The sequence below is a fragment of the Streptomyces prunicolor genome (genome assembly GCF_045162825.1).
GTDB classification, from domain to species: Bacteria; Actinomycetota; Actinomycetes; order Streptomycetales; family Streptomycetaceae; genus Streptomyces; species Streptomyces prunicolor.
This window is the reverse complement of sequence record NZ_CP108676.1, coordinates 5,767,344-5,783,994: the sequence shown is the minus strand read 5'-3', so window position 1 is coordinate 5,783,994 and position 16,651 is coordinate 5,767,344. Positions and strand designations below refer to the sequence as shown.

The window sequence follows — 16,651 nt, the reverse complement described above, 5'->3', positions numbered from 1 at the left end:
TGCACCCACCCCGGACTCCGATCGGGACCGGGCAGTCACAGGCGCTGAAAGCGCGCACACCGCCACGGGGATCCGTTGCGCCCGGGCGTGCGGCCCCGGACGGGCGCGGCCGGGCCGAGATTTGCCGGATACCCGCGTCACAGACGTGGCCGGATCGGGTCTGACGGTACGAGAGCAACTGTTGAACGAAGCAGAGGGGACGTGCCATGACCACGCAGACCGCACCGACTTCCCAGAACGTGTCCGCCCCGCAGACGCGCAAGCCCGCGCAGAGCACGACGGACGTGTCCGGCGGTGTCGCCGGGGTGGACCAGCCGGCCGCGAACCGCGGCCGCACCTCGATCGCCGATGTCGTCGTGGTGAAGGTCGCGGGCATCGCGGCCCGGGAGATCCCGGGCGTGTACGACATGGGCGGCGGCCTGTCGCGGACCATCGGCGCCGTCCGTGACCGGGTACCCGGCGGCCGGCCGAACGTGGGACGCGGGGTGAAGGTCGAGGTCGGCGAGCGCCAGACGGCCATCGACCTGGACCTCGTCGTGGAGTACGGCGTCCCGATCACGGACGTCGCCCGTGACGTGCGGGAGAACGTCGTCTCCGCCGTGGAGCGCGTCACCGGCCTGGAGGTGGTGGAGGTCAACGTCACCGTCAACGACGTGCACCTGCCCGAGGACGACGCCGAGAGCCAGACCACGGACTCCCGGGTGGAGTGATCGTTCCCACTGGCAGCAGGCCCGACAGCCGTAGAGAAGGGAACACGTGGTGAGCAGACCGGTCGTGGGGATGGCCGCCGGGATGGCGTTGGCCTTCGCCGGATTCTTCGGGGGCTTCGGGGCGTTCCTCCTCGTGGCCGCTCTGGGTGCGCTGGGGTGGGCGGTGGGCCACTGGTTCGACGGTGGCGGACGGATGCAGGATCTTCGGGACGCCTTCGAGCGGAGCCGTCGATGACCACGGCAGCACAGCGCGGCACAACGACCGTCTCGGACAAGGCCGTTCGCAAGATCGCCGAACGGGCGGCCGTCGAAGCGCTGCACGACCGTAGAGCCACGGTCGTGCACGGCATCGCGAAAGGCAGTGCCGGTGTGCGCGGGCGGCGGGCGGACGTGGCCGTCGATGTGGCCCTGCCCTATCCGGCTCCGCTGGCTGAGTCGGTACGTCGGCTCCAGGAGCATGTCGGCTCCCGCACCCGGCAGTTGACCGGCCTCGATGTCGCCCGGCCGCGGGTGGGCGTCACCGCCCTGACCCCGCTGTCGGCCGACAGCACGGCCACAGCACAGAAGGGGACGCCGGCCCACGTACCCACGGCGGCGACAAGCGGCACCCGCACTCCCTGGCGCCGGTGGTCGCAACGGCGGCTGCCGATGGCCCTGGTCACGCTGGCGGCGGCCGTGGCCGCCGGCGCCCTGGCCTTCGACATGGTCATGGTCCACACCGCGCAGCGACCGGCCGCCGCCTGGCGCACCGGGATCCTCCACCGGCTGGCGGAGCTCGGTCCCGGCGAACCCGCTGTCGTCGTCGGCTCCGGCGCGGTCGCCGTACTCGGCCTGCTGTTGGTCGTCCTGGCTCTGACACCTGGACACCGCGGGCTGCTCACCGTCGCCTGCGATCCGCGGTTGGGGGCGGCGGTCGACCGCCGCGCGGTCGCGGCCCTCGTGCGGGACGCCGTGGCCGCGACGGCAGGTATCGACGCGGTCACGGTAGGCGTCCGGCGCCGCCGCGTCGCCGTCCGCGCCCACCTCGCCTTCGGCGACCGCACGACCGCACGCGACGCGGCCCGTGAAGCGGCGCGCCGAACGCTGGAGAACTGCAGCCTGCGCCACGTACCCCGGCTGCGCGTCACCGTCCGACCGCAACCGTCCTGGGACCCGGCAACAACACCTGCGCCGGACGGGGGAGCAGCGCCGGGCGTACAGCCCACCGGAACCGTCCTCGAAGGAGCGAACCCCTGATGCCACGACTGCGCACGGTCCTCAACCGGACCGTCCTCGCCCTGGTCGGACTGCTCCTCCTCGCCCTCGCAGGACTCGTCCTCTCCCGCGCGCCCTGGGCGCCGCACCTTCCGACACCCTGGCCCCGGCCCGGCCCGCACGCCGTGCTCCTGAACGCGGACCGGCTCCCCCGCCTCCGGACCCACGGCTGGTGGACACCCACGGTCCTGGCGGGCTCGATCGCCGCGACCGCCGTGTTCGCCCTGTGGTGTGCCCGGCAACTGCGCAGCGGCGCCCGCCCGGTCGTGCCCCTGTCCGCACCGGACAGCGCCCTGCGGACCCGAGCCCTGGAAGACGCCGTCACCCACCAGGCAGTCGCCATCGCAGGAGTCGCCGGCTGCCGTACCCGTCTGCTGGGACGACACAACCACCTGCAGGTGAGGATGCGCGTGTGGCTCCACCCGGACACCACCCCCGCCGACGTCCTGCCCGCCCTCACCACCCTTGCCGACCGGACCGAGAGCGCCCTCGCTCCCCACACCGTCCGCACACAGGTCCGCCTCAGCGCCCGCTCACACCACGGCCGACGCATCCGCTGAAGCACACGCCGGTACCGTACGCACTGTTGACCAGGCCGAACGGAAGATCGTCGTCGATCTCACCCACTGACGGACCGGACTCGTTTCAGCATGGAACAGTCCGCCTGCTCCCACCAACTGCGGCTGCTGCGCAACCTCGGCCTGGTCACCGGAGAACGCCGCGGCCGCTCGGTCATCTACGCGCTCTACGACAACCACGTCGCCGAACTGCTGGAGCAGGCCCTCTACCACGTCGAACACCTGCGCCTCGGCCTGCGCGACGCCCCGGCGGAGGTGCCGACCACAGCGGCCGGGACCCGCTGAACCCTCCCCCGGCCCGACGTGAGCGCGGGACGACCGACGGCGGCTACGAACTTCACCTGAGCTTTCCGGTCTTCAAACACCCTGCTGCCGTCAGATGACCAACACCTCCTCGCAGACCCTCTCCCTGAAGTTGGCCCGCTCTGCCGTGCCGGCGATGTCCGCACCGGACAGAACCACGGTGCACTGGTCCCCTCCGAACTGCCTTCTCCCGGAGTTGGTCGGCCGCCGCTAAACCCTTCTCCGTGTACTCCTGCAACAACGCACCTCCGGCCGACGCTCACCTCCAGCGCTTTGCCAGTCGTCAGCCCTCAAGGGCGGGCCCGCACACACCCGAGTCGACGGCGTGCCCACAGCGTGCCCTAAAAACCGGTAAACCACGGTCAATAGAGGTGTGATCCCACGTAGTCGTGCGCCGCACCAGAGCACATACGCCCAGGTCAGAACCTACCCAGCCCGGCGAGCGCCGTCGCTTCCCAAGCTGAGAGTGCGAGTTCGATTCTCGTCACCCGCTCCATATGAAACCCCCAGGTCGATGACCCGGGGGTTCTTTGTTGTCCGGACCAGTGGGCGAGGTGCGCACCACAACCGCACCATAAGGGCGCTGCTAGTCCCGTATCTCGCGGGTCGCTGATTTATATGGCGTGACCGGTCCGCGTCGCCGCCCTGATCCAGGTCATCTGCCTGGCCCTGCTGGTCTTCCGCCTGATCGAGCGGCAGGTCAGACGGGCGCTCGGCCCCGAGGAGACCATGAGCGGCCTCTACCCCGACAACCGCCGCGTCCGCCCCACCGGGCGCATGATCTTCTACCACCTCAGCGAACTCACCCTGCCGATCGGCAACGTCACCGACCCGCCCACCGTCCAGATCACCGGCTCACCCTATGGGAGTACCGAGGAGTATGACCCCGTTGGCATCAACGGTGCAGCGATCGAACCGCGTTGGGATTTCATGGTCAGCGGTAGGCACGCTTCAGATGTGCAGGATGAGACTGGGGGTCGGGCCTCCTCCGCCTCACCACGTAGGACACCGTCCAACAACGGCTAACGCAATGAGCTGAGTTGTCGGTGGGTGATGAGACAGCGGGCGAGTTTGAGGAACGCTTCGTGGATGTCGGCTCGCCGTTCCCAGCGGATACACAGACGTCGGAAGCCGTGTCTCGTTCGCCGCCGTTCAGGCGAGACCACAAGCCCACTCCTGTACACCGACCATCGGCGGATGAACGCAGACGAACGCGCCCCACGCACTCCACCACCCCACCGCCACAGTTGGAAATGGTCTTGGTCCAACATTCGGAGATGAGCGACGGGCGCAAAGCAAGTGCCGGCGCACGCCCCATGGTTGAGAATGCCGCCATGCCCAACGACCTGGTGGCGTTCCTCAGGGCGCGCCTGGACGAGGACGCCGACCTGGCCCGGCGCCGTGACAGGGCCGGATTCTCCGCAGAACGGACCGCACACGGGGCCGCAGTCGACTTCGGCCGAGGTGATCCCACCAGCTTCCACACCGCGATCGCGCGGCACGCGGCCCTCCACGACCCTGCCCGCGTGCTGCGCGAAGTCGAGGCCAAGCAACGCGTGCTGAACCGACACACGCTCAGTCCCGCCGAAGACGACCCCGAGCGACCTTGGGACGACCGTGACGACTGCCAGTTCGACGGCGACCTCTGGCCCTGCGACGACTTACTCGATCTCGCCCTGCCCTACCAGGAACACCCCGACTTTCCCGAGCGCTACAAACCGAACCGGGCAACCATGGAGCGTGGCGACCACACCACAAGCGCACCGGACAGGGCGGGGAACAGCGGGGAATCACGGTGAAGAGGGCCAAGCTTGTCGAGGCCGCACCCGCACCGTTCACCCAGGTCAGCGGCCTGGGGGTTGTTCGTTGTCCGTCTCTCTACGCGGTCCGCCAAAGTGAGCGGCGACCGCCAGGAGGTTTCCGGACGAGCCGCCTCTTTAGGGATCCGGGTCCGTGCGGACCTGGCGATGCCCGATGATGGGCGGGCCATGACCAAGCTCCGTACGACGACGCGCCACGCGCCGCTGCCCGTTCTGCGGGCTGCCGTGTTCGCGCTCGTCGGGACGGTGTTCGGGGTGAGCGCGCACCATCTGGTCGCCGAAGGGCCGATGCCGTGGCGGCAGTCCGGATGGGCGGCGGCGGTGCTTTTCGTGATCGGACTGGTCGGTACGCGGCGTCCCCGTTCGCTCGCCACGGTGGTGGCGGTGTGCGGTGCCGCGCAGGCGGGGCTGCACCTGTGGCTCATGGCGGAACATCCGGACGGTTCGGCGGCCATGGCCATGCCCACGCACATGGCTCACGGCATGGACGCCCACACGGCCTGGCACGACCAGGCGCACGGCTCGCCGGCGATGACCGCCGTGCACACGGCGGCCGCCGTGCTCGTCGCCGTGCTCCTGCACCGCGCGGACACCGTCTGCTGGTCTCTGGCACGCGGGCTGGCCACCGCCGTCGAGGCGGCCCGCGCACGCATCGACCTGGCATGGACCCTGCTCAGCGAGCGGACGGCGGCGCCGGACACCAGGCTGCCCGCCCTTGTCCACGCCTGGCTGGAACGTCCGCCTCTCCAAGGGGCGGTACTCGCAGACGTGGTGGTACGGCGGGGCCCTCCCCAGGCGGGGCTCGCTCACGCCAACTGACCTTGCCGGGAACGCCGTTGAGGCTCCCCGCGCTCCCCCATGCCTGGAGACACCCATGTTCCGTGCCGCAAGCACGCACCGCACCGCCCGCCGCCTGATCCTGGTGACCGCCGCGACCGCCACCGCCGTCCTCCTCACCGCGGGCCCGGCCTCCGCCCACGTGGAGGTCGAGTCGGACAAGGCCCAGGCCCTCGCCGAGAACGTCGAGATCGCCTTCGACGCCGAGTCGGAGTCCTCCACCGCCGGAGTCACCAAGATCCGGGTGGTCCTGCCCGCGGGCATCGCGCCCGCCGACGTGGCCTACGGCGAGGGCCCCAAGGGCTGGAAGTTCACGGCCGCCGCCGACGGCTACACCGTCGAGGGCCCCGCCGTGAAGGCCGGTGCCAACGCCGAGTACTCCGTCGTCGTCAAACAGCTCCCGGACACCGAGGAGTTGGCGTTCAAGACGTTGCAGACGTACAGCGACGGCCGTACCGACCGCTGGATCGAACTCGACGAGAGCGGTGAGAACCCGGCGCCCGTCCTGAAGTTGAAGGCCGCCGCGCCGGGAGCGAAGCCGGTCAGCCCCTCCCCGACCGAGACCGGGACCGGAACCGGGACCGGGACAGCGGCCTCGCCGTCGCCCACCCCCGAGGAGACCGAGCCGTCCGCCTCCCCTGCCGCCCAAGCCGTGGCGAAGGACGACGACGGGTTGTCGACCGGCGCCTGGGTCGGTATCGGTCTCACGGTGGTTGTCGTGGCGGGCGGCGCCGTCTATCTCGTTCGCCGCCGGGGCGCCGCTTCCGCGTAGCCCCCGCGTAGCCCCCGCGCTGGGCCCGGCCGACCCGACAGCACACGGCTGCGGGCGCTGCGGGCGCTGCTCCCGGAAGCTACCTGACGTACCGCGCGGGCCGGGTGGCCGTGTGCAGCAGGTGTTCCAGGGGACCGCGCCTGAAGTGACTGCTCCACGCGGTGGCCAGCAGCATGGTGGCCGCGATGAAGGCGAGCAGCGCCGGCAGTCCGGACATCGTCTCGTCCTCCACGGCGGCCACAGGCCAGACGTCGGTCAGGAGCCAGAGGGCGACGATGTGCAGGACGTAGGCGGTCAGCGCCATCGCGCCGACCGCGGACACGGGTGTGGCCAGCCGGGTCAGGCGCGGCATCCGGTCGGCGACCGTCAGGCACCCGGCGATCACCACGAACGCGACGCCCGTGTTGCCGAGGACGGAGAGGGTCGTCTGGCTGTGCGGTGCGGCCACCAGGAGCCAGGTGAGCGGTGTGCCGTTCTCGGGTTCGCCGACCGTGTCGGACCACCAGGCCGACGACGCCGAACCGCCGCCCGTGGCCGACGAGATGACGCTCAGCGCGTGCGGGACGAGGTGCAGGGCGAGCCAGGAGCCGCCGTAGCCGAGAACCGTGAGGACACCGCCGGTCAGCGCGAGCCGGGATCGGATCCCGGGCCGGGTGAGGTCGAGGCGGGCCACCGCCATGCCCGCGATCAGGAACGGCGCCCAGGCCAGGGCCGGGTAGTCGCCGGTGAACAGCAGCTCTACGACGCCGTCCGTACCGCTGATCCGGGCCAGCGGGTCCGCCTGGATGACGGTGTCCGCCCAGCCGCCGTCCTCGATGGACTTCCTTATGGCGTAGAGGACTTGGGGCAGGATCAGCGCGCCGGCGGCGGCGATCTGCGCGAGGCTCGCGGCGCGTAGCCGGTGCAGTGGGAGGACGGTCAGGAAGAGCAGGCCGTAGCAGCTGAGGATCACCTCGACCTCGGTGCCCAGGGCGGTCAGGGCGTAGCCGAGCGCCAGCAGGGCCACGGCGCGGATCGCGACCCTCGTCACCGCCTGGCGTCCGGCGCGGCCGGGCCGGGGGTGGGGGCGGCCCGTGATGATGATCAGCGAGAACCCGGCGAGTACCGCGAACAGGGCGGAGGAGCGGCCTCGTGCGGTCTCCAGCAGGAAGCCGACGGGTCCGCCGACCGTGACGTCGGGGCCGACGTGGGCGGAGTACATACCGAGGACGGCGAGCCCGCGCGCCAGGTCGATACCGATCAGCCGCACGGTCGTTGGAGCGTCGGTGGGGACCGGGTGCCGCTCGGGTAACGCGGCCGGCGGCGCGGTGGGCGGTGCGTCGTGTGTCATGCCCTCAGGGTTCGCGGGCGGCGGGGAACAGCACACCCGGCAACCGTCCGGAGCCGGCCCGCCGACCGGCCGGAACCGCACCGGCCGACCGGCCGGTCCCTGCCGACGAAAGGCCGGAGCCGAACCGGTTCCTGCGGACGGGCGCGGGTCTGCGTGCTACCCCTCGTATTACAGGCAAGTTCCCGTATTGCAGGCAGTTCCCGTACTTACAGGCAGTTCTCGTATTACGGGCAGTTGAGGAGCGGAGCGCGCATGATCCGGGTACTGGTGGTCGACGACGAGGCTCTCGTCCGCACCGGCTTCACCCACATCCTCAACGCCGCGGACGGCATCGGAGCCGTGGCGGCGGTTCCCGGCGGTCAAGCCGTCCTGGCCGTACAGGAGTTGGGGCCCGACGTCGTCCTGCTCGACATCCGGATGCCCGACGTGGACGGACTGACCGTCCTGGCCGAACTCCGCCGACTGCCGGACCCGCCCGTGGTGGCGATACTGACGACGTTCGACACCGACGAATACGTCGAGGCGGCGCTGCGCTCCGGTGCCGCCGGTTTCCTCCTCAAGGACACCGACCCCGAGCAACTGCCCGCTCTGATACGCGCATTGGCCGAGGGCAGAACCGTGCTCTCGTCGCAGGTCGTACGCACGGTGGTGGACGGTTTTCTCGACCAGGGCGGGCGGGATCCGTACGCCGTCCAGCTCGTCGCCCGGCTGAGCGGGCGCGAGCGTGCCGTCCTCGCGCTGATGGCCGAGGGCCTGTCCAACACCGACATCGGCGAGCGGCTGCATCTGAGTACCGGCACCGTCAAAGGCCATGTCAGCGCCGTATTCGAGAAGTTGAAGGTCGACAACCGCGTACAGGCCGCGCTGGTCGCCGAACGGGCGGGCCTGCTCAGGCCGCCCGGAGACGGAGCCGCCCGATGAACCCGCGTCCGAGTCCCCGGCCGAACTCCCGTCGCCCGTCTGCCCTGTTGCTGGACGCGCTGCTGGTCTGCGTCGCGCTGCTGGACCTGTGGGTGAACCTCGACAGCGACAACCACCCGGCCACCGCCTACGGCCTGCTTGCCGCCCTGGCTCTCACCCTGCGCCGCCAACGGCCGCTGCTGGCCTTCGCCCTCACACTCCCCTCCGCGCTGATCGGCGACGCGGCGTTCGCCACGATGGCCGCGCTGTACACCCTCTCCTCGCTCTGCCGCCACCGCACGCTGCTCATCGGCTGCGCCCTGGCCTTCGCCACCGTCGACTTCATGCCCTGGCCGTGGACGTCCCTCGATGTCGACGAACTCGACGAGACCTACAGCCTGGTCCACCTCACCTACACCCTCGCCACGGCCGCCGCCCCGGTCTTCCTCGGCCAACTCGTCCAGGCCCGACGGGAGTTGACGCTTCGGCTCGCGGAGATCTCGGAGGCCCGCGAGCAGGAGCAACTGCTCAGCGCCCAGGCCGTGTTGGCGAAGGAACGTGCCCAACTCGCCCGCGAGATGCACGATGTGGTCTCCCATCAGGTCAGCCTCATCGCCGTGACCGCCGGCGCACTCCAGGTCGGCAGCCCGGACGCCGAGGCCAGAGCGGCCGGGGCCACGATCCGCCGGCTCAGCGTGCAGACCCTGGAGGAACTGCGCCACATGGTCGGCGTCCTGCGCGCCTCGGGCATCCGCCCCACCGAACTCACACCCCAGCCCTCCCTCGCCGACCTGCACCAGCTGATCGCGGTCAGCGGCATCGAGACGGAACTGGAGACCGACCTGCCCGACGGACTCCCGCCCACCCTCCAACGCGCCGTCTACCGCACGGTCCAGGAGGCACTCACCAACGTCCGCAAACACGCCCCCGGCGCCACCGCGACCGTCCGCATCCACCACCGGGACGGCACCCTCCGGACCACCGTCGCCAACACCACCGCCACCCGCCCCGCACTCCCCCTCCCCGGCGCCCACCACGGCCTCGTCGGCCTGCGCCAGCGCGCCGAACTCCTCGGCGGCACCATCACCTCCGGCCCGACGACCGACGGCGGCTACGAACTCCGCCTGGAACTGCCGTCCGACGACCCGCCGTGACCTCCCCATGCGCATGCCGGTCCGGTAGGTGGCGCACCACGACCGCGTCATGGGGCGGCATTCCTGGACGAACGGCACGGGGCGGCAGCGGACGCGTTGGTCACGCTCGGCGCCGGAGGGGTGGAGCAGTCGGTGCGGGAGGTGCGGGAGGTGATGGACACGGGGTCCCTGGTGGACTGGCGGCCGATCACCGCCGTACTCGGCCGGATCGGGGACGCGGGGTTCGACGGTCTGCTCCAGGGGCTCGTCTCCGCGCCCACCGAGGAGTCCCGCGAGCGCGTCGGCTTCGCGTTCTCCCGGCTCGGCGTGGCCGTCCTGGACCGTTACACCGTGGTCCTCACCCACCCCGTGCCGCTCGTGCGCCGTCAGGCCGTCCGTGGGATCGAGCACTGCGGGGAGGCAGGCCGGTCCGCCGCCGTCCTGCCGCCCCTGCTCGGCGACCCGGACCAGGAGGTCGCCCGGCAGGCCCAGGACACCCTGATCCGTACGCCGAGCCGGGCCTTGACGGGGTCGATCGCCGCGACGAGCCGGGCGAGCAGTTCGTCGGGGTCCGGCGGGACGGACCAAGTCGGCCTTCTTGCGGTAGTGCGCGTAGATCGACCCGGCCGAGAGGCCGGACTCGGCGATGATGTCGGCGATCTGGGGGCGCCGAAGTTCCTTGCGCGCGTCGGTGAGTCGCGGCACCACACCCCCCTCACAAAAAGAATCCCTGTTCTGCTTGTGGGGAGACGGGGAGACACAAACAGAATGTCCGTCAGTCTCCAGGCCATACTCTGATCCCCGTGAGGCAGGCAGGCGCTGGGAAGGATGATCGGCGATGACGCCCCTGAGCACCGGGGACCCGGAGACCGTAGGCGGCTATGCCCTTCTCGGTCGGCTCGGGGCGGGCGGCATGGGGGTCGTCTACCTGGGAGTCTCCCCCTCGGGGCGGCGGGTCGCGGTCAAGGTCGTGCGCGGGCCGTACGCCCAGGAGGAGGAGTTCCGGACGCGCTTCCGGCAGGAGATCGAGGCGGCGCGCAGAGTGAGCGGCGCCTTCACCGCGCCTGTCGTGGACGCCGACCCGGACGCCGAGCAGCCGTGGATGGCGACGCTCTACGTGCCGGGGCTCAACCTTGCCGAAGTCGTGCAGAAGGACGGCCCGTTGAGCCTGCGGGAACTGCGCGCGCTGGGGCTGGGGCTCACCGAGGCGCTGCGCGACATCCGGCGGGCGGGCCTGGTGCACCGCGACCTCAAACCGGGCAACGTCCTGATGACCGAGGACGGGCCGCGCGTCATCGACTTCGGCATATCGCGGGCTTCCGACCACCAGAGCCTCACCACGACCGGACGGATGATCGGCACCCCGCCCTTCATGTCACCGGAGCAGGTGGCCTCTCCCCGGGACGTCACCCCGGCCTCGGACGTGTTCTCGCTGGGGTCGCTGCTGGTGTTCGCGGCCGTCGGCACGGGACCGTTCGACGCCGACAGCCCGTACATAACCGGCTATCAGGTGGTGTTCGGGACCCCGGACCTCGGCGGCGTACCCGAAGCGCTCCTCGGCATCGTCGAGCGCTGCCTGGACAAGGACCCCGCCGCACGGCCGGAACTGACGGACATCCACCACATGCTCCAGGCGCTGCCGGAATCCGACGCCACCGGATCCCCGCGGACCGGACAGTCCGCACAGTCCGCGAGACCCCCGCGCGGCCCCGCTTCTCCGAGCGCGGCCCCCACCCCCGCGGCCCCCACCCCCGCGGCCGCCACGACCGGCATCGGCATCGGCACCGGCACCGGCGGGCGACGCCGGGCCCGGACGCTGCTCACCGGCCTCGGTGCGGTGTTGGCCGTCGCGGGGCTGTGTATCGGAGTGGGCGTCTTCGTGTCCCGTTCGGACACCGCCACCACCACCGCCACGGCCACCACCCAGGCCACCACCCAGGCCGCGTCACTGCCCGCCGGCTGGCGGCCGTGGCAGACGCCGTTGCGGTACGACGTGAAAGGCATCCCTCTCGACTACAACGGCCCTGGATGCGTGGCGGAGGGAAGCGCCCTGTTCTGCGGCGGTACGGGTTTCACGGCCGCCAGGGTCGACGCGGCCTCCGGCCGTACTCAGTGGCGGACCGGCACCCGCCCTCAGGGGGCGCAGCCGATCGGCGTCCGCGACGGGCTGGTCTATGTGTACGAGGATCCGGACGACAGCACCCGGCGCGTGGTGGCCGTCGACGCCACGACCGGGCAGCGGCGGTGGCAACGCGACATCAACAAGTCCGAGGACGCGGTCCTGTACGACGGCGGACTGCTGACCATGTCTCCCGACTACGCGTCGTTCGTGGCCTACGGGCCGTCCGGCAAGGAACTGTGGCGGGCGCCCTCGCTCGACGAGTACTGCACTCCGGCGGCACTGGGAGGCGCCCCCTACGCCCTGTGCTCGAAGGGCAACGAACCCGGCCAGGCCCCGGTCGAGCTGATGAGACTCGGCCCCGACAGCCTGGCCGAAACGGCCACGCTTCCCCAGAAGGCGGAAGCGCTCGGCGCCGTCGACGGGCAGCCCCTGTTCCTCGCCCCCCAGACCGCGAAGGACGTGTACGAAACCGGGTACGAACGGCCGTACAACGCGCTGCTGCGGGTGTCCCCCGCAACCCGGCAGGTCACACGGATACCGCTGGCGCACGCGCTGACCGGCGCGGCCACCCTCGTGGACGGCGTCGTCTACTTCGTCCGGTCCGACGGGACGGTCACCGCGGTGTCGGCGGACAGCGGCAGACAGCTCTGGCAGAACGCGACGGACGTGGAGAGTCTGTCCGCGCCCGCACTGTCGGCAACGTACAAGCGGGTCTATTTCGCCAACCGCTTCGGCTCCCGCCGGGCCCTGCCCAGCGCCTCGGTCAACTTCTCCTGCGCGTCATCCAGTTCGGCCCGAGTCCGGGCCAGCGCCTCGGTCAACTGCCCCTGCGCTTCGTCCAGTTCGGCCCGAGTCCGGGCCAGCTCCTCCTCCACCTTTCGCCGCTCCGTTCCGAGCGTCTCCCGCACCGCCTCGCGAGACTCCCCGAGCGCCTCCTCCACGGCCTCGCGGGACTCCTTCAGCGTCCTGGCCGCCGCCTCGGCCGCGAGGCTCGCGGACGTCTTCTCGGCGACCTGTTGCGCGGTTTCGGCGGCCGTGTCCTTCGCCGCCGCTGCGGCGGCCCGGACGATCTCGTCGGCGTGCGCGACACGTTCATCGGCGATCGTCCGGGCGACCTCGGCGGCGACGCGCCGCGACGTGGTCTCCATGGTCCGCTCGGCATAGGGCGATCTGGCGAGCGCGTCGGCACAGCGCATGACGGTCTCGCTCGCCATGGCTTCTGCTATCTGGCGGACTTCTGTCCGGGTGCTCTTCCGCATGCCGGGAAGTCTCGGGGAGGCCGCGCGGGACCCCTCCCGGATCCACGGCGTCCAGCACGGCGCGTCCGAGTCGCCGAGGACGATTCCGGGCTGGGACCTGATCCCGCTCGGCGGCACGGCCATTCCACCCGTAGGCCAGCGGTTCATGGCGCGGTGGCGCATGCTCGTGTCGAGACCGTCGGCTCGCCGCACGCCGTGCCGGTGTCGCGCCCCGGATCGGTGGTCCGGGTCGTGTTCGGTGCCGTCAGGCACTCCCGCCGACCGGCATGTGTGAGCTACCGAATCGATGAGAGGACACACCGTGGATCTCGGACTGAACGGGCAGGTGGCCGTGGTCACCGGCGCCAGCAGGGGGATCGGGCTGGCGATCGTGCGGGCGCTGGTCGCGGAGGGGGTCACGGTGTTTGCCGGGGCCCGGAACTCCTCGGCCGGCCTGGAGGAACTGGCCGCGAAGGGGAGCGTGCGGGTCGTACCGGTCGATCTGGGTGAGGCGTCGGGACCCGCGCGGCTCGTCGAGGCCGCAGGTGACCGGATCGACATCCTCGTCAACAACGTGGGATCGGCTCCGGCCCGTACCGGAGGATTCCTCTCGGTCACCGACGAGGAGTGGCTCACCACCCTCAATCTGAACCTCTTGGCGGCCGTCCGTACGACCCGCAGCGCGCTCCCGGTGATGCTCGCCCGGGGACGCGGCTCGATCGTGAGTATCTGCTCGGTCAACGCGGCGCTCCCCGACCCGGCGGTCATCGACTACAGCGCGTCGAAGGCGGCTCTCGCGGGCTTCTCCAAGGCCCTGTCCAAGGAGGTCGGCCCGAGGGGGATCCGGGTCAACACCGTCAGCCCGGGGCCGGTCGAGACCGATCTCTGGCTCGGGGACGGAGGCGTCGCCGCGACGGTCTCCGAGGCGACCGGCATGAAACCCCAGGACGTCATCGACAACGCCACGCGGACCACGGTCACCGGCCGTTTCTCCCGGCCCGCCGAGATCGCCGACGTGGTCCTGCTGCTGGCCGCGGACCGTACGGCGAACGTCACCGGCGCCGACATCACCGTCGACGGAGGCTTCATCCCCACCTGGTGAGCACATCTCCGGGCGCCCCATCCGAGGAGGGACGGAACATGAGCACCACGAACACCATGCGTGCCGTACGAGCCCACGAGCGCGGCGGACCCGAGCAGTTGACGTACGAGTCGGCCCCGCGTCCCGAACCGGCCCCCGGCGAGGTCCTGGTCGCGGTGCGCGCCGCGTCCATCACCTCCGGCGAGCTCGACTGGGACGCCAGCTGGACCGACAGCCTCGACGGGACGGGACGCGACCGTACTCCGGTCGTCCCCTCCCACGAGGTCTCGGGGGTCGTGGCCGCGCTCGGTACCGGCGTCACCGGCCTCGCCGTAGGGGACGAGGTCTACGGTCTGATCCCCTTCACCCGCGACGGAGCCGCCGCCGAGTACGTCACCGTCCCCGCGGACGTCCTCGCCGCGAAGCCCGCCCGGCTGGACCACGACACCGCGGCGGCCGTACCCCTCGCGGCGCTCACGGCCTGGCAGGGGCTCATCGGGCACGCGGGGCTGACGTCCGGGCAGCATGTGCTGGTCCAGGGCGGCGCCGGAGGCGTCGGTTCCTACGCCGTCCAGATCGCCGGCGCCCAGGGCGCCCGGGTGACGACCACCGCCCTGCCGCAGGACCGGGACTTCGTCACCCGGCTCGGCGCCGACCGGGTCGTCGACTACAGCACCGAGCGCTTCGAGGACCAAGTCGCCGATGTGGACGTCGTGTTCGACGCGGTCGGCGGCGAGACCCAGGCCCGCTCCTGGGCCGTACTGCGCCCGGGCGGCACCCTCGTCAGCATCGTGCAGCCCCCGGACCCGGAAGCGGCCTCGGCCGCCGAGGGCCGGGGCGTCTTCTTCGTCGTCGAGCCCGACCGCGCCGGCCTGGAGTCCCTCACCGAACTGATCGACGACGGCCGTCTCACCCCGGTGGTGGACCGGATCGTCCCCCTGTCGGAGACCCGGGCCGCGTACGAGGCGCTCGCCAAGGAACACCGGCGCGGCAAGATCGTGCTGCACGTGGGGGACGGCGGCTGACTCCGGCGGGGGGACGCCTCCTCGACCGGTGGACGGCATGGGTGGACGGCACGGCCCGTCCGGGCTTGGCTACCAGCAGCCCTCGACCGTGGCGGCCAGACCGTCCAGGCCCTGGGCGACGGCGGCGGTCGGCGCCATGCCGGTTGACGACCGCCCCAGGTTCAAAGTGCCCTGCCACAAAGGCAGTTCTACGGCGACGCGACTCAACTCGGATTGACGTGGCTCAACCCGGATTCAGGACATGCTGCCGGTGACCGAGAGGACGCTGCCGATCTTCGCGTCCTCGTAGAACCACTTGGCGTCGGTCGGGTCCAGACCCATCCAGCTGCCGCCGGTGCCGTGCGCGCCGGTGCTCTTCTCCTTGGAGGAGTAGGCGACGCCGACGTAGACCGGTTCGTTGCGGGCGTCGCGCAGTTCGACCGCGATGGACACCTCTGTGGTGTAGGCGGTTCCGTCGGTCAGTTCGGTGATGGTCACGACCTTGGTTTCGTGCTTCTTGTACACCGTCAACGGCCCTACGAGCTTGCGGCTGTCGGGAAGTCCGGAGGTCAGCGGCATGACCCGGTCCCCGACGATCAGCGCGCGCTTGCCGAGGGCGACCGTGCCGACGGCGACCGCGCGCGGGGCCGGAGTCGACGCCGCGCCGGAGGTGACACGAGGTGAGGGGAGAGCGTGCGTGGCGGCCGGAAGCTGACCCTCGTTCCCGTCCCCGGAGGAGCCCTCGGAGCCGGTGAAACCCGTGAAACCCAAGGTCAGCGCGGAGGCCACGAGCGCGACGGCCACCGCACCCGCGCCCAGGGTGCCCACCACGCGGCGGCGCCCCCGGCGCACGGCACGGCCGCGGATCTCGGCGCCGGTGAGCACCGGACGGCTTTCCTGTCGCGCGGCCAACTCACGCAGTTCCGCGGAGAGTTCGGTGGGGAGTTCGGTGGGGAGTTCTGACGAGGATTCCGACGAGAGCTCTGTGGAGGGTTCATCCGACACGGCCGCTCTCCTTCCGCACCGGGCCCGGTCCGCCGTCCGCCTCGTCCAGCACCAGATGCTTCGCCAACGCCGCTCTTCCCCGGTACAGCCTGGCCTTGACCGTCCCCACGGGCACACCCGTCTCGGAGGCTATCCGCTCGACACTCACATCACACAGATGGTGCAGGACGATCACCATCCGCTGGGCGTTGGGCAGTTGGCGCAGCGCGGCGACAAGTGCCGTGTGATCAGGGCCCGGTCCGGGCGTGGAATCGGGCGGTGGAGTACGCCGGACCAGCTCCAGCCAGCGCCTGGCCCGGCGCCACCGGCTGACCGCGAGTCGCATGGCGACGGTCCGGATCCACGCCTCGGGAGCCTCGTCCGCGAGGAAGTCCCGGCGCCGGTCCCAGGCTCGTACGAACGCCTCCTGGACCACGTCCTGCGCCTCCTCCCTGTCTCCGGTGAACGCCGCGAGCTGGCCGGTCAGTCGGGGAAACGCGGCCGCGTAGAAAGCGTCGAACTCGTCCTCGGTCATGACCTCACCGGAGTCTTGGAATTCCCGTGCAACCTGCCGCCCTCGCTGTG

17 protein-coding genes and 2 pseudogenes are annotated in these 16,651 nt (G+C 71.2%); 15 read left to right on the top strand and 4 right to left on the bottom strand.

Annotated elements, in window-relative coordinates; genetic code table 11:
- The first annotated feature begins 206 nt into the window (after positions 1-206).
- The 6 genes and pseudogenes from OG588_RS26685 (at position 207) to OG588_RS26660 (ending at position 3,871) form a co-directional block, all read left to right on the top strand.
- Positions 207-710, top strand: a complete 504-nt coding sequence (locus OG588_RS26685; RefSeq protein WP_405949499.1) for an Asp23/Gls24 family envelope stress response protein — start codon at positions 207-209, stop codon at positions 708-710.
- Between the two features lie 49 nt (positions 711-759).
- On the top strand, positions 760-945 hold the full coding sequence (locus OG588_RS26680) for a hypothetical protein (protein WP_405953421.1): 186 nt from the start codon (positions 760-762) through the stop codon (positions 943-945).
- The gene (locus tag OG588_RS26675; protein ID WP_405949498.1) at positions 942-1,946 is read left to right on the top strand and encodes a DUF6286 domain-containing protein; all 1,005 of its coding nucleotides are present in this window, start codon (positions 942-944) and stop codon (positions 1,944-1,946) included. Before OG588_RS26680 ends, OG588_RS26675 begins: the two co-directional genes overlap by 4 nt.
- Complete coding sequence (locus OG588_RS26670) at positions 1,946-2,524, top strand: hypothetical protein (protein ID WP_405949497.1); 579 nt, start codon at positions 1,946-1,948, stop codon at positions 2,522-2,524. The genes OG588_RS26675 and OG588_RS26670 overlap by 1 nt, the downstream gene beginning before the upstream one ends.
- A gap of 90 nt (positions 2,525-2,614) precedes the next feature.
- A pseudogene (locus OG588_RS26665) lies at positions 2,615-2,827 on the top strand (transcriptional regulator); the annotation flags it as partial.
- A 747-nt stretch (positions 2,828-3,574) separates the two neighbouring features.
- Positions 3,575-3,871: a hypothetical protein gene (locus tag OG588_RS26660; RefSeq protein ID WP_405949496.1), complete on the top strand. Its 297-nt coding sequence runs from the start codon at positions 3,575-3,577 to the stop codon at positions 3,869-3,871.
- On the opposite strand, the pseudogene OG588_RS26655 reads toward OG588_RS26660, so the two are convergent.
- Positions 3,868-3,981, bottom strand: a pseudogene (locus OG588_RS26655) (IS5/IS1182 family transposase); the annotation flags it as partial. The gene OG588_RS26660 and the pseudogene OG588_RS26655 sit on opposite strands and share 4 nt — an antisense overlap.
- Before the next feature lie 198 nt (positions 3,982-4,179).
- Between OG588_RS26655 and OG588_RS26650 the strand changes: the two are divergent.
- The 3 genes from OG588_RS26650 to OG588_RS26640 all read left to right on the top strand — a co-directional run bounded on the left by OG588_RS26650 (position 4,180) and on the right by OG588_RS26640 (position 6,274).
- Positions 4,180-4,644 carry a DUF6221 family protein gene (locus OG588_RS26650; protein ID WP_405949495.1) on the top strand — a complete coding sequence of 155 codons (465 nt, stop codon included), beginning with the start codon at positions 4,180-4,182 and terminating at the stop codon, positions 4,642-4,644.
- A 189-nt stretch (positions 4,645-4,833) separates the two neighbouring features.
- Positions 4,834-5,484 carry a hypothetical protein gene (locus tag OG588_RS26645; RefSeq protein WP_405949494.1) on the top strand — a complete coding sequence of 217 codons (651 nt, stop codon included), beginning with the start codon at positions 4,834-4,836 and terminating at the stop codon, positions 5,482-5,484.
- A gap of 55 nt (positions 5,485-5,539) precedes the next feature.
- Positions 5,540-6,274 carry a DUF1775 domain-containing protein gene (locus OG588_RS26640; RefSeq protein WP_405949493.1) on the top strand — a complete coding sequence of 245 codons (735 nt, stop codon included), beginning with the start codon at positions 5,540-5,542 and terminating at the stop codon, positions 6,272-6,274.
- A gap of 79 nt (positions 6,275-6,353) precedes the next feature.
- Here the strand turns inward: OG588_RS26640 and OG588_RS26635 are convergent, their stop codons facing one another.
- Positions 6,354-7,604, bottom strand: a complete 1,251-nt coding sequence (locus tag OG588_RS26635; protein ID WP_405949492.1) for a DUF418 domain-containing protein — start codon at positions 7,602-7,604, stop codon at positions 6,354-6,356.
- 252 nt (positions 7,605-7,856) lie between these two features.
- Between OG588_RS26635 and OG588_RS26630 the strand changes: the two genes are divergently transcribed.
- The 6 genes from OG588_RS26630 (at position 7,857) to OG588_RS26605 (ending at position 15,103) form a co-directional block, all read left to right on the top strand.
- Positions 7,857-8,525 (top strand): response regulator, encoded by a 669-nt coding sequence (locus tag OG588_RS26630; protein WP_405949491.1) that lies wholly within the window; start codon positions 7,857-7,859, stop codon positions 8,523-8,525.
- Entirely contained in the window at positions 8,522-9,658 is a 1,137-nt protein-coding gene (locus OG588_RS26625; RefSeq protein ID WP_405949490.1) for a sensor histidine kinase, read from the top strand. Before OG588_RS26630 ends, OG588_RS26625 begins: the two co-directional genes overlap by 4 nt.
- Before the next feature lie 153 nt (positions 9,659-9,811).
- On the top strand, positions 9,812-10,435 hold the full coding sequence (locus OG588_RS26620; protein WP_405949489.1) for a hypothetical protein: 624 nt from the start codon (positions 9,812-9,814) through the stop codon (positions 10,433-10,435).
- 40 nt (positions 10,436-10,475) lie between these two features.
- Positions 10,476-12,923, top strand: a complete 2,448-nt coding sequence (locus OG588_RS26615) for a protein kinase domain-containing protein (protein WP_405949488.1) — start codon at positions 10,476-10,478, stop codon at positions 12,921-12,923.
- Between the two features lie 396 nt (positions 12,924-13,319).
- Positions 13,320-14,099: an SDR family NAD(P)-dependent oxidoreductase gene (locus tag OG588_RS26610; protein WP_405949487.1), complete on the top strand. Its 780-nt coding sequence runs from the start codon at positions 13,320-13,322 to the stop codon at positions 14,097-14,099.
- A 38-nt stretch (positions 14,100-14,137) separates the two neighbouring features.
- Positions 14,138-15,103 carry an NADP-dependent oxidoreductase gene (locus OG588_RS26605; RefSeq protein ID WP_405949486.1) on the top strand — a complete coding sequence of 322 codons (966 nt, stop codon included), beginning with the start codon at positions 14,138-14,140 and terminating at the stop codon, positions 15,101-15,103.
- A gap of 234 nt (positions 15,104-15,337) precedes the next feature.
- On the opposite strand, the gene OG588_RS26600 is transcribed toward OG588_RS26605, so the two are convergent.
- On the bottom strand, positions 15,338-16,087 hold the full coding sequence (locus tag OG588_RS26600; RefSeq protein WP_405949485.1) for a hypothetical protein: 750 nt from the start codon (positions 16,085-16,087) through the stop codon (positions 15,338-15,340).
- A complete protein-coding gene (locus OG588_RS26595; protein WP_405949484.1) occupies positions 16,077-16,601 on the bottom strand; it encodes a SigE family RNA polymerase sigma factor in 525 nt (174 codons plus the stop codon). Before OG588_RS26595 ends, OG588_RS26600 begins: the two co-directional genes overlap by 11 nt.
- Between the last annotated feature and the right edge of the window lie 50 nt (positions 16,602-16,651).